This window comes from Desulfarculus baarsii DSM 2075 (assembly GCF_000143965.1).
Classification (GTDB): Bacteria; Desulfobacterota; Desulfarculia; order Desulfarculales; family Desulfarculaceae; genus Desulfarculus; species Desulfarculus baarsii.
On record NC_014365.1, the window covers coordinates 495,211 to 507,388 of the forward strand.

11 protein-coding genes and 1 pseudogene are annotated in these 12,178 nt (G+C 66.4%); 1 reads left to right on the forward strand and 11 read right to left on the reverse strand.

All coding sequences use genetic code 11. From position 1 onward, the window contains the following. Window positions 1–12: 12 nt before the first annotated feature. The 11 genes and pseudogenes from DEBA_RS02175 to DEBA_RS02225 all read right to left on the reverse strand — a co-directional run bounded on the left by DEBA_RS02175 (window position 13) and on the right by DEBA_RS02225 (window position 11,193). Window positions 13–1,386: a nitrogenase component 1 gene (locus DEBA_RS02175; RefSeq protein ID WP_013257265.1), complete on the reverse strand. Its 1,374-nt coding sequence runs from the start codon at window positions 1,384–1,386 to the stop codon at window positions 13–15. Next, complete coding sequence (gene nifE, locus DEBA_RS02180; protein ID WP_013257266.1) at window positions 1,383–2,750, reverse strand: nitrogenase iron-molybdenum cofactor biosynthesis protein NifE; 1,368 nt, start codon at window positions 2,748–2,750, stop codon at window positions 1,383–1,385. The genes DEBA_RS02175 and nifE overlap by 4 nt, the downstream gene beginning before the upstream one ends. Before the next feature lie 12 nt (window positions 2,751–2,762). After that, window positions 2,763–3,065: pseudogene (locus tag DEBA_RS02185) on the reverse strand ((2Fe-2S) ferredoxin domain-containing protein). A 50-nt stretch (window positions 3,066–3,115) separates the two neighbouring features. After that, window positions 3,116–4,270, reverse strand: a complete 1,155-nt coding sequence (locus DEBA_RS02190; protein ID WP_013257267.1) for a NifB/NifX family molybdenum-iron cluster-binding protein — start codon at window positions 4,268–4,270, stop codon at window positions 3,116–3,118. A 34-nt stretch (window positions 4,271–4,304) separates the two neighbouring features. After that, entirely contained in the window at window positions 4,305–5,684 is a 1,380-nt protein-coding gene (nifK, locus tag DEBA_RS02195; RefSeq protein ID WP_013257268.1) for a nitrogenase molybdenum-iron protein subunit beta, read from the reverse strand. A gap of 25 nt (window positions 5,685–5,709) precedes the next feature. Continuing rightward, complete coding sequence (nifD, locus tag DEBA_RS02200; RefSeq protein ID WP_013257269.1) at window positions 5,710–7,353, reverse strand: nitrogenase molybdenum-iron protein alpha chain; 1,644 nt, start codon at window positions 7,351–7,353, stop codon at window positions 5,710–5,712. A gap of 24 nt (window positions 7,354–7,377) precedes the next feature. Then, window positions 7,378–7,749, reverse strand: a complete 372-nt coding sequence (locus tag DEBA_RS02205) for a P-II family nitrogen regulator (RefSeq protein ID WP_013257270.1) — start codon at window positions 7,747–7,749, stop codon at window positions 7,378–7,380. Beyond that, window positions 7,746–8,102: a P-II family nitrogen regulator gene (locus DEBA_RS02210; RefSeq protein WP_013257271.1), complete on the reverse strand. Its 357-nt coding sequence runs from the start codon at window positions 8,100–8,102 to the stop codon at window positions 7,746–7,748. The genes DEBA_RS02205 and DEBA_RS02210 overlap by 4 nt, the downstream gene beginning before the upstream one ends. Window positions 8,103–8,137: 35 nt before the next feature. Next, the gene (gene nifH / locus DEBA_RS02215) at window positions 8,138–8,965 is read right to left on the reverse strand and encodes a nitrogenase iron protein (protein ID WP_013257272.1); all 828 of its coding nucleotides are present in this window, start codon (window positions 8,963–8,965) and stop codon (window positions 8,138–8,140) included. 190 nt (window positions 8,966–9,155) lie between these two features. Next, entirely contained in the window at window positions 9,156–9,806 is a 651-nt protein-coding gene (locus tag DEBA_RS02220; RefSeq protein WP_013257273.1) for a potassium channel family protein, read from the reverse strand. A 22-nt stretch (window positions 9,807–9,828) separates the two neighbouring features. Continuing rightward, window positions 9,829–11,193, reverse strand: a complete 1,365-nt coding sequence (locus DEBA_RS02225; RefSeq protein WP_013257274.1) for a TrkH family potassium uptake protein — start codon at window positions 11,191–11,193, stop codon at window positions 9,829–9,831. Window positions 11,194–11,360: 167 nt separating this feature from the next. On the opposite strand from DEBA_RS02225, the gene surE reads away from it, so the two are divergent. Next, window positions 11,361–12,161 (forward strand): 5'/3'-nucleotidase SurE, encoded by an 801-nt coding sequence (surE, locus tag DEBA_RS02230; RefSeq protein WP_013257275.1) that lies wholly within the window; start codon window positions 11,361–11,363, stop codon window positions 12,159–12,161. The last annotated feature ends 17 nt before the right edge of the window (window positions 12,162–12,178 follow it).

Genomic DNA, 12,178 nt, shown 5'->3' on the forward strand with positions numbered 1-12,178 from the left:
GTGCGTCCTCCCTTATAGATAGCCGTAGCCCCAGTGGTGGCGGTCCTGGTCGTGGGCCAGGATGGCGTTGATGATGCGATCCAACAGCTCCTGCGAGCCCTGGTAGTCCAGGCAGAGCAGGCGCTGGCCGCCAAAGCGGTCGTGGATGGGAAAGCCCACCCGCACCAGGGGAACGCCCAGCTCGCGGGCCAGGCGATAGCCCTTGGAGTTGCCCACCAGGATATCCGGGCCGATCTGGCGGGCCATCTCGCCGATCTGCTGGAAATCCACGCCATCGACGGCCCGCGCGGGCTGGCGGACCAGCCCCTCGGTGACCTCGGCGATGGCCGCCGGAAAACGACCGCTCTTGCCGCCGGTGGCGCACAAGGCCGGCCGCACGCCCAGTTCGGCCAGCCAGCCGGCAACGCCCACCACCATGTCCTCGTCGCCGTAGATCACCGCCGTCTTGCCCGAAAGATACTTGTGGCCGTCGATCATGGCGTCGATGAGCCGGCCGCGCTCCAACTCGATTTCCTCGGGCGTGTCGCGGCCGGAAAGCTCGCGCAGGGCCTGGTGCAGCGCGTCGCAGGCCCGCACGCCCATGGGCAGGCCCAGCGAGCGCAGCGGCACGTTGAGGTACATCTCCAGCCACGATCCGGCGCTGCGGCCGGGCAGGCAATGGCCCAACTCGATGGTGGCCTTGGCCCCGCCCATGGCCCGCAGTTGATTGAGCGAGACGCCGCCGGCGGGCAGCGCCTCGTAGGTGGCCATGGCCGGGGCGTCGAGGGTGCGCGAATAGTCCGGGGCCAGGGCCGCGCGCAGGCCATAGGCGCGGGTCACCGTCGCCAGGCGGCGCAGGTCGGCCGGGCTGACAAAGCCGGGCAGCAGGTTCACGCCGCCATGGGCCGGCGTGGGCTGGGCCAACTGACTGACCATGGCCAGCACCGCCGCGTGAAAGCCGTCCACGTGGCTGCCGCCGTAGGCCGGCGTGGGCACGGTGATCAGGGCCGGCATCTGGCCGTCGGGGGTCTCGACCTTGGCCTCGGCCAGAAACTCGCGCACCAGGCCGGGCACGTCGTCGCCGATGGTCTCGGTCAGGCAGGTGGTGGCGATGCCCACCACCTTGGCCCCATACTTGTTGATGACGTTGACCAGGCCCTTCTTGAGGTTGGGCCCGCCGCCGAAGATGGCCTGGTTTTCGCCCAGGCTGGAGCTGGCGATGTCCACCGGCTCGCGGAAATGGCTGATCAGATAGCGCCGCATGTAGGTGGCGCAGCCCTGGCTGCCGTGCAGAAAGGGCGCCGCGCCCTCCACGCCCTTGAAGGCCAGGCAGGCGCCCAGGGGCATGCACAGCTTGCAGGCGTTGGTGGTCGAGACGTAATCGGGCGATGTGATTTCTCTGGTCATGCCGCCGCCTCCTTGGCCAGGGCCATGCGCCGGGGCGTGAAGCGCCAGACCGGGCTCATCACCGTGGCGTGGATCTCGCGGGCGAAGTTGAGCATGCCCTCGAAGCCCTCCAGGGCCAACTTGCGCTCGTGGTTGTGGTCGCAAAAGCCGATGCCCAGCTTGTAAGCGATGGGCCGCTCCTTGACGCCGCCGACAAAGACGTCGACGTCCTTTTCGAGCAGATAGTTCATCAGTTCCAGCGGGTTGGCGTCATCGACGATGATCGTGCCGGGGTCGCTGACCCTGGCCAGCTCCTCGTAGTCTTCCTCGGTGCCGGTCTGGCTGCCGGCCAAGACCACCCGCATGCCCAGCAAGCGGAAGGCCTTGATCAGGCTGAAGGCCTTGAAGGCCCCGCCCACGTACATGGCCGCCCGCTTGCCCTGCAAGTCCTGGCGCAGCTCCATGAGCTGGGGATAAAGCGCGCCCAGCTCCCGCGAGACCAACTCCTGGGCCCGGGCGGCCATCAGCGGGTCGCCGAAAAAGTCGGCCACGTCGTAGAGGGCCTGGGCCATGTCGTCGACGCCCAGGTAGCTGACGCGCAGAAACGGCGTGCCATAGTCGCGCTGCATCATGCGGGCCAGCTCCATCGTCGCCCCGGAGCACTGCACCAGGTTCAGCGCCGCGCCGTGGGCGCGCATCAGGTCGGCCACCCGGCCGTCGCCGGTGACGCCGGCCACCACCTCCACGCCCATCTGCTCCAGATAGCGCTTGATGATCCAGGTCTCGCCGGCCAGGTTGAAGTCGCCCAGCAGGTTGACGCTGTGGGGGCTTATGCCCTCGGTGGGGCCCTGGCCGATCAGCCGGGCCATGGCCCGACAGGCCGCGGCGTAGCCGGCCCGCTTGTTGCCCTTGAAGCCCTCGCTCATCACCGGGATCACCGGAATGCCCGCCTCGGCCTCGATCTTGCGGCAGACGGCGGCCATGTCGTCGCCGATGATGCCCACGATGCAGGTGCTGTAGACAAAGGCGGCCTTGGGCCGGTGGCGGGCGATCAGCTCGCGCAGGGCCCGCTCCAGCTTCTTTTCGCCGCCAAAGACCACGTCGCGCTCTTGCAGGTCGGTGCTGAACGAATGGCGGTGCAGCATGGGCCCCGAGCTGAGCGCGCCGCGGATGTCCCAGGTGTAGGCGGCGCAGCCCACCGGCCCGTGGATCAGGTGCAGGGCGTCGGCGATGGGGTAGAGCACCACCCGCGAGCCGCAGAACACGCAGGCCCGCTGGCTGACCGCCCCGGCCAGGCTCTGCTTGTCGCAACTGATGCGAAAAGGCCTGTCCTCGCCCTTTTCAAATATCTGGTCGCTGCGCTCTTCAAAGACGACCTTTGCCATGTGGCGTTCTCCCTAGGTGATCAAGTAATCGGCCGGAGGCTGGCCGTCTTCGATGCCATCGAGGATCGCGTCGATGGCCTCCTCGCTGTCGACGCCCTTGAACCACCAGTTTTACGGCTGCACCACCATGGCCGGGCCGTTTTCGCACTGCTTGAGACAACCCGTGGCGGTGACCAGGCAGTCCAGGCCCCGGTCGATGATTTCTTCTTCCAGGTATTGCAAAAAGCCGTTGGTCTTTTTGTGGCAGATGCCCTTGGGGTCGCCACCCAGGCGAAAGCTCTGGCAGACCAGGATCTGCGTGGCGGGAATACCCATGATATCGCTCCTTTGTCAGCTCGCGCCGAGGCGCTTGGTTAATGAACGCATCATTTGCCGCGCCCCTTTTTCCGGCCGCCGTGCAGGGCCTCGACCATGCCTTCGATGTTGCCTTCCTGGCACAGCACGCTCAGCCCCGCCTCGACCAGCGCCCGCTTGGGCGCCTCGCCGGCCGCCGCGGCCAGCACGGCGAAACAGTCGCCAAGGATCTGGGCCGTTTGCCGCCAGCGGGCCTCGCCGCCGCCCGGCGCGGGGGCTGGCCTGGCCTCCAGCAACGCCACCGGCCCGTTCTTGGGCCCATAGATCAGGTATTGCTCGGCCTGGCCCAGATGCAGGTCCACGTCGAAGCCGTTGGAGCTGCACACCGCCAGATAAGGCCGCGACTCGCTGGGCCGGGGCAGGGCGTGGCCCGCCGCCTCGGGCTGGCCGAAGTCGTAGGTCAGGGCCTTGTCGCACGCTCGCGGGTCGATGAACATCGTTGGCAGGTGGGCCGCCGCCGCCTGGGTCAGGGCCTCCAGCCGCGCCGGGTCGAGTTGGCCCAGCGGCCTGGGGCTGCCGTCGTCGACGGCGGAAAAGGGGAAAAGCCTAAGCTCCGTCGCGCCCAGCCGGGCGGCCGTGGCGGCGATGAGCTCCACGTGCTCCACGTTGACGCCGGGGTAGACCGTGGTCTTGACGATGACCGGCAGACCCCTGGCCTTGAGGGCGGTGATGGCCGCCGCCTGTTGGTCGATGAGCTGGTCGGCCGCCTGGGCCAGGGGGATGGTCCTCACGCCGGGCCTGATCCAGGCGTAGACCTTGGCCGCCACCAGCGGGTCCACCGCGTCGACGAGCATGGCCAGGTGGGCCAGGTCCAGCGCGGCCAGCCTGTCGGCCAGGGCCGTCAGGCCAAGGCCCAGGGTGGTCAGGCAGAGGCTCACGCCGGGCAGCTTGGCCCGCAGCATGGCCAGAACCTCCAGGGTCAATTCCGGCGTGGCCATGGGGTCGCCAGGCCCGCCGACGTTGACGGCCTTGATGGTCTGGCCCTGTTCGATCAGGTAATCCAGCCAGTTCAACGCCTGTTCCGGGGTCAGGGCCCGGGGCAGGGGCTTTTCCGCGCTGAACCTGATGCGCGCCATCGCCCGGGGCGCCACCGGCAGGTGGACCCGACCGCTGGAACGGCGCGCGGCCGCGCAGAAGTCACTCGCTGGTTCGTGTGTCTTGCTCATGGCCATCCTGCCTTGCCCCGACGCCGGGGTTGACTTACAGCACCAACTCGAAGGCGTGTTCCTGGTCGTCGCGATCCTTGCGGTCCAGCAGGGCCGAGAGGATCTTTTCCAGCAGCCGCAGGCCGCCCTTGTAACCCACCGTGGGGAAGTACTGGTGGCCCACCCGATCGAGGATGGGGAATCCCCAGCGCACCAGGGGAATGTCCTCGTCGCGGGCGATGTGCTTCAGGTAGGTGTTGCCCATGAGCAGATCCACGGGGTCGTTTTTGATCCACTGGTGCAGCAGGAACATGTCGGCGGTCTGGTCGCACTTGACGTTGACCGCGTAGGGCAGGCCGGCGGTTAGCTCCCTGATCCTGGCCTCGAAGGCCTTGCCCGGCGTGCCGCTGACGATGTGGGTGGGCCACATGTCGATCGAGGTCAGAAACTCGGTCATGGCGATGAGCTGATCGGGATCGCCGGCCAGGGCCACCTTCTTGTGATAGAAGTACTGGTGCATGTCGCTGATCATGTCCACCAACTGGCCGCGCTCGTGGGCCACCTCCTCGGGCACGCTGCGCCCGGCCACGATGCGCAGGGCGTCGACAAAGCGGTCGGTGGCCCTCAGGCCAAAGGGCATGTCCAGCACCCGGCAGGGCACCTTGAGCGTGGTGTCCAGGAAACGGGCGCCGTCGGCGCTGCACCACTCGCCCAGGGCCAGGGTGCCGATGCTGTCGCCGGCCTCGCGCAGCTGCTTGATCGTCACGCCGCCCTCGGGGAACATCTTGTATTCGCCGCTCAGCGGGCCGTTCAACACGCCCGAGGTGTCGGGAAACATGATGATGTCGACCCCGACCATGGCGGCCAGGCGCTTGATCTCCTCCATGTCGGCGGGCTCGACCCAGCCGGGGATGATGTTGACCTTGCCGTTCTTGTGGCCGGTGGACACGGCCACGCGGGCCATGCCCTTGACCATGTTGGAAAAGCCGGTGACGTGGCTGCCCACGTAGCTGGGGGTGTTGGCGTAGATGACGTGCTTGCCCTTGGGGATCTTGCCGTCCTTGTCGGCCTTGTCGAGGATCTGGGGCAAGTCGTCGCCGATGGTCTCCGAAAGGCACGTGGTGTGCACCGCGATGACTTCGGGCTCGTAAACGGTGAAGATATTGTCGATGGCCTGCAACAGGTTGGCCTGGCCGCCGAACACGCTGGCCCCTTCGGTGAAGGAGCTGGTGCCGGCGCTGATGGGCTCCTTGTAGTGGCGGGTCAGGGTGCTGCGGTGATAGGCGCAGCAGCCCTGGGAGCCGTGGGAGTGGGGCAGGCAGCCGTGCACGCCCAGGGCCGCGTACATGGCGCCGATGGGCTGGCAGGTCTTGGCCGGATTGATGGTCAAAGCGCCGCGCTCGACCAAGTTGTCGGGGGTGTGTCTTAGCAGCATGTTGTCCGTCCTTGCCTCGCGGCGGTTATTCCCAAACGTATGTGGCCGAAAGTTCGGGGTTTTCCTGCCAGGGGGCCTTTAAATAACCCCAGACCCTGCTGTTGACCAGGCGGTCGATCTCGCGATAGAAGTTGATCGCCCCACGGAAACCGGCGTATGGCCCGCCCGAGTCATAGCTGTGCAACTGCTTCATGGGGACGCCCAGCTTCTGGATGGAGAACTTCTCCTTGATGCCCGCGCAGAAGATGTCGGGCTTGAGCAGCTCCACCAGCTTTTCGGCCTCGTACTGGTTGAGGTCGTCGATGACCACCGCGCCCCGCTCCATGTCGGGGATCAGGCCGTCGTAGTCCTTGAACTTGAGGCCGGAAGACTCCAGGGCGCGCAACTCCTCCTGGCTCTTGCGGGGCCTGAAGAGCCTTTCGTCGGGGCTGACCTCCAGCTCCTCGATGTTGCGGCTGTCGGCGTCGACCTTCAGCTCGGGGATGACCTGGCGGCCCTCGTAGTCGTCGCGGTGGGCGAACTCGTAGCCGGCGCTGATGGTCTTCATGCCCAGCTCCTTGAACAGCTCCTGGTAGTGGTGGGCCCGGGAGCCGCCGACAAAGAGCATGGCCGTCTTGCCCTCGGTGCGGGGGCGCACTTCCTCGGCCACGGCCCTGACCGCGGGCATTTCCTCGGCGATGACCTCCTCGACGCGGTCGATGAGCTCCTGGTCGCCGAAGTAGCTGGCGATCTTGCGCAGGCTCTTGGCCGCGGCGTTGGCCCCGATGAAATTGACCTTCACCCAGGGGATGCCATACTTGGTTTCGAGCATGTCGGCGACGTAGTTGATGGAGCGGTGGCACATCACCGCGTTCAAGTCGGCGGTGTGCGAGCTGGCGAACTGGTCGTAGGTCGAGTTGCCGCTGAAGGTGGCGATGTTGGTGACGCCGCACTTGTTGAGGATGCGATCGATCTCGAAGCCGTCGCCGCCGATGTTGTATTCGCCCAACAGGTTGATGCGATACTTGCCCGGCTTGCCCTGGTCGTCGAGGCCCACGAGGTGCTTGAACACCTGATTGTTGGCGATGTGGTGGCCGGCCGACTGGCTGACGCCCTTGTAGCCCTCGCAACTGAAGGCGAAGACGTTGCAGTCGCCGAACTTGGCCTTCATCTTGGCCGCCACGGCGTGGATGTCATCGCCGATGAGCCCCACCGGACAGGTGGCGAAGACGCAGATGCCCTTGGGGTGAAACAGGTCGTAGGCCTCCTGGATGGCCGCTTCCAGCTTCTTTTCGCCGCCAAAGATGATGTCCTTGTCCTGCATGTCGGTGCTGAAGCAGTAGGTCATGTAGTTGGCGGCGTCCGGTGCGTAGGCGTCGGTCTGGTTGCGGCGGGTCAGCCAGGAATAGAAGCCGCAGCCGATGGGGCCGTGGGTGATGTTGACGATATCCCTGGTGGGCCCCATGATCACGCCCTTGCACCCGGCGTAGGTGCAGCCCCGCATGGTGATGATGCCGGGAATGGTGCGCACGTTGGCGGTGATCTCGGGGGTTTCGTTTTCCAGCGCCTCGTTGATCATGATCTGCTTGGCGCGCTTGCGGGCCACCTTGGGAGGATACTTCTTGAGCAGCTCCTCCTTGATTTCGGCGGCGGTCATGGTCGTGTCGTTGTTGAACATGGCTGGGGTCATTTCGCGCTCTCCATGTGGCGGTGGCTAGAGGGCCTTGCCGCCGGTCTCCCCGGTGCGCACCCTGATCGCCTCGCCGATGGGCAGGACAAATATCTTGCCGTCGCCCGGCTTGCCGGTCTGGTTGGATTCGATGATCGTTCGCACCACGGCGTCCACCTGCTTGTCGGGCACCACCATGGTCAGCATGCGCTTGGAGTAGAGCTTGCCCTTTTCGCCCAACAGGGCGATGGCCTCCTCGTAGCCCTGGCTGGCCCCGGACAGGAGCTTGCTGTCGACCAGGCCCTTGCCGCGACCCTGGCACTCGTGGGCGAACATCGAGTCGATGCCCGCGGCGGTCAGCGCCTTTTTGGTCTTGTTCATGGTGTTCATGCGCACCACGGCGATCACCTCCTTCATGCCGAGGCCTCCCCTTCCGCCGGCGCCGTGTCGCAGACGCCGCTGCTGACGGTGTAGACGTCCTCCACCGGGCTGACGAAAATCTTGCCGTCGCCGAAGGCGCCCTTGGCGCCGGAGCGGGCCGACTTCATGATCGTCTCGATGACGAAGTCCTTGTCCTCGGCGCGGATGACGCTCATCAGCATGGTCTTGGGGATCTCGTCGTAGGTGATCTCGCCGATCTTGATGCCCCGCTGCTTGCCGCGGCCGGCCACCGAATACTTGGTGACCGCGGGGAAGCCCGCGTCCATCAGGGCCGTCAGGACGTCGTCGGCTTTTTCCGGCCTCACGATTGCTCTGACCATGATCATCATGTCGCTAGTCCTTTTTCGAATGCGGTTGGTGGTTGTCAGGCCGCCAGCAGGCCGAAATCGAGCAACAGCTGTTCGAGCTGTTCGATCGCCAGGGGGTTGGGCACGACGAACATCTGGTTGCCGTCGATGGCCTGGGCCAGGTTGCGATAGTGCTGGGCCTGGGGGGCCTCGGGGTTCCACTCGATGACGGTCTTGCGGTTGATCTCGGCGCGCTGCACGTCGTTGTCGCGGGGCACGAAGTAGATCATCTGCGTGCCGATCATCTTGGCCAGCTCCTGGATCATCTCCTTTTCGTTGTCGACGTTGCGGCTGTTGCAGATCAGCCCGCCCAGGCGCACCGTGCCCGATTCGGCGTACTTGCGGATGCCCTTGCAGATGTTGTTGGCCGCGTACATGGCCATCATCTCACCGGAGCAGACGATGTAGATCTCCTCGGCCTTGCCGTCGCGGATGGGCATGGCGAAGCCGCCGCAGACCACGTCGCCCAACACGTCGTAAAAGGCGTAGTCGAGCTTTTCGGACGCCTCGTAGGCGCCCAGGGATTCGAGCATGTTGATGGAGGTGATGATGCCCCGGCCGGCGCAGCCCACGCCGGGCTCGGGCCCGCCGGACTCCACGCACCAGGTGCCGCCGAAGCCGCCACGCCTGATGTCGGCCAGATCGACCTCCTCGCCTTCCTCGCGCAGAGTGTCCAAAACCGAACGCTGGGCCAGGCCGCCCAGCAGCAGCCGGGTGGAGTCGGCCTTGGGGTCGCAGCCGACGACCATGACCTTCTTGCCCATTTCGGCCAAGCCGGCCACCGTGTTCTGGGTGGTGGTCGACTTGCCGATGCCGCCCTTGCCGTAAATCGCTATCTTGCGCACGAGAGCCTCCCGTTTAAGGTTTGGCCATGGCTAGAGCATGGGCCGTGCCAAACGGAGGCATGGTTGGTTATCTTGGCGTTATTGATGGAGATTATCGGCGAGAAGCCGCCAGAGGCCAGCCCGGCGCGGGTAGACCTGGAGGTAGAACGATGTTACATAAAAGTAAACCGGCCGCGCGGCCGTGGTCGGCTCAGTCCTTGCGCAGGCGTTCCAGATCGGCGGGCTTGCCCAAGACGACCATCAGGTCGTTCTGACTGAGGACGTAATCCGGGGCCACGACCACGCGGGTGAGGTGGCTGCCCTTTTCGCGCAAGGCGATGACGTTGATGTTGAAGCGCCGCCGCAGATCCAGGGCGGCCAGGCTCTTGCCGATCATGGACGGCGGCGGGGCCATCTCGGCCACGTGGTATTCGCCGCCGATGGGCAGGAATTCCAGCAGGTCGGGGTGATCGAGGGTGCCGGCCAGGCGCAGGGCGGCGTCGCGTTCGGGAAAGACGATGCGGTCGGCCCCGACTTTTTGCAGGATTTTTTCGTGCTCGGGGCTGATGGCCTTGGCCACGATGCGCGGCACGGCCATCTCGCGCAGGTGCAGGGTGATCAACACGCTGGAGCCGATGTGGTCGCCCACCGAGACGATGGCCGCCTCGGCCAGGCCCACGCCCAGATCCTCCAGCACGGCGCGGTCGGTGGCGTCGGCGACGATGGCCTGCTGGACGTGATCCTGCACCCGGCTGACCGCCTTGGGGTCGACGTCCATGGCGATGATCTCGTGGCCCAGCTCGAAGAGCCTGATGGCCAGGTGTTGGCCGAAGTTGCCCAGGCCGATGATGGCCACTTCCATGGCGCGCTCCTTTTTCTGGCCGCTAGCCCAGCGAGACCTGCTCCTCGGCCAGGCTGTAGCCGATGGCCCGGCCGCGTTGGGCCAGGGCGTAGACGAGGGTCAACGGCCCCAGGCGGCCGATGAACATCAGGATTATGATCACCCACTTGCCGGCTGGCGTCAGCAGCGGCGTGGCCCCCATGCTAAGCCCCACCGTGGCGAAGGCGCTGACCGCCTCGAAGGCCAGCACCAGGAAATCGCCGCGCTGGTGGCCAAGGAACGGCTCGGCCAGGCCCACGCTCATCAGCGTGACCGTGGCCACGCTCAGCACCGAAAGGGCCAAAAGCACCAGGGCCAGGGCCACGCCGACCTGGGCCTCGGGGACGGTGCGGCCGCCGGCCTCGGTGGTGGGCCGGCCGCCCAGGCGCGAACGGGCCATGGCCCACAACACGGCCAAGGTGGTGGTTTTGACGCCGCCGCCGCACGAGCCCGGCGAGGCCCCCACGAACATCAGCATCATCACCACGAAAAGCGATGAATTGCACAGCAAATTAAGGTCGATGGTGTTGAAGCCGGCCGTGCGCGCCGTCACCGAGGTGAAGAGAATCTCCCACAGATGGCCGAAAAAATCCGGGCCGCCCTCGGCCAGCAGCTCGAACAGGCCGATGGCCGTCGCTCCGCCGACGATCAGCCACAGCGAGGTGACCAGGGCCATGCGCGCGCTCAGGTTGAGCCTGGGATGGCGGCGGGTGTGATCCAGCAGGCGCAGGCGCAGCTCGCGCAGGATGATGAAGCCGATGCCGCCCAGAAAAATCAGGCCCATCACCGTCAGGTTGATCAGCGGATCCTTGGCGTAGCCCACCAGGCTGTCGCCGAACATGGAAAAACCGGCGTTGCAAAAGGCGCTGACCGCATGAAAAACGGCCAGGCCCAGGGCCAGGTGCGGCGGGTGATCGAAGACGAAACGGGCGAACAACAGCGCCGCGCCGATGCTTTCGATCAACAGCGTGTAGCCGATGACATCGCGCAGCAGCAGGCCCAACTCGCGCGGCGGCGCCGCGCCCAAGGCCCCGCGCAGGGCCATGCGGCTGGCCATGCCCGGCCGGCGGCCGGTGAGGTAGAGCAGGCCCACCGAAAAGGTCATGATGCCCAGGCCGCCCAGTTGGATCAACACCGCGATGAGCGCCTGGCCCCACGGCGACCAGGCCGTGGCCGTGTCCACGGTGATCAGGCCGGTGACGCACACGGCGCTGGCCGAGGTGAACAGGCAGTCCAGCCAGCCCACCGCCTCGGCGGCCTGGCACCAGGGCAGGCCCAGCAGGGCCGCGCCCAAGAGGATCAGCCCGGCGAAGGATCCCACCAGCAGGCGGAAGGGGCTGCTCCAGGTTGTGGCCTGGGATGCGGGCAAACCGTTTGGCGCTCCTTTTGGCGACGATGTTGGCCAGAGTTTAGAACCGCCCCGGCCGGGCGTCAATTTTATCTTTGCTTTTGACGCGGCCGGCGGCCTGGGGGATATTGAATGACGGCGGCCGGCAAGGGCCGCGTGGCAAAAAACGCCTCCAGCGGGGACAAGGCATGCGCATACTCCTGACCAACGACGATGGCGTGATGGCCGCCGGCATCGGGGCCCTGCACCAGGTTCTGTGCCAACGCCACGAGGTGTTCGTGGTCGCCCCCGAGACCGAGCAATCGGCCGTGGGCCACTCCATCACCCTGGCCGACCCCATCAAGGTGCGGCCGCTCAGCGCCAAGACCGGCATGAACGGCTTCGCCGTGGCCGGCACCCCGGCCGATTGCGTCAAGCTGGCCATGGGCCAACTGATGCCTCAACCGCCCGATCTGGTGGTCAGCGGCATCAACCAGGGGGCCAACGTGGGCGTCAACGTGCTCTATTCGGGCACGGTCAGCGCGGCCACCGAGGCGGCGATCCTGGGCCTGCGCTCGCTGGCCTTTTCGCTGGCCAGCCACACCAGCCGCGACTTCAGCCACGCCGCCGCCGTGGCCGCCGGCCTGATCGAGCAATACGACCTGCTGGCCGCGCCGCCCGAAGTCTGCCTCAACGTCAACATCCCGGCCCTGCCCGTGGACCAGATCAAGGGCGTGCGCCTGGCCCGGCAATCGTGCTCGCGCCTGGGCGAACGCTTTTTGCGGCGCACCGACCCGCGGGGGCATGTCTATTTCTGGCAGGCCGGCGAGTCCATGGGCGTCGAGGGCGGGCCCGACACCGACTATCCGGCCCTGCTCGAGGGCTATGTGACCATCACCCCCCTGCGTCACGACATGACCCACAACCAGGCCCTGCGCCGCATGAGCGAGCAGTGGCGCGCGCCGCGCCTGCCCGGCGCCCCGGCCGGAGGCGACGCTTGTGAAAAATGACATGAATACCCATTCAA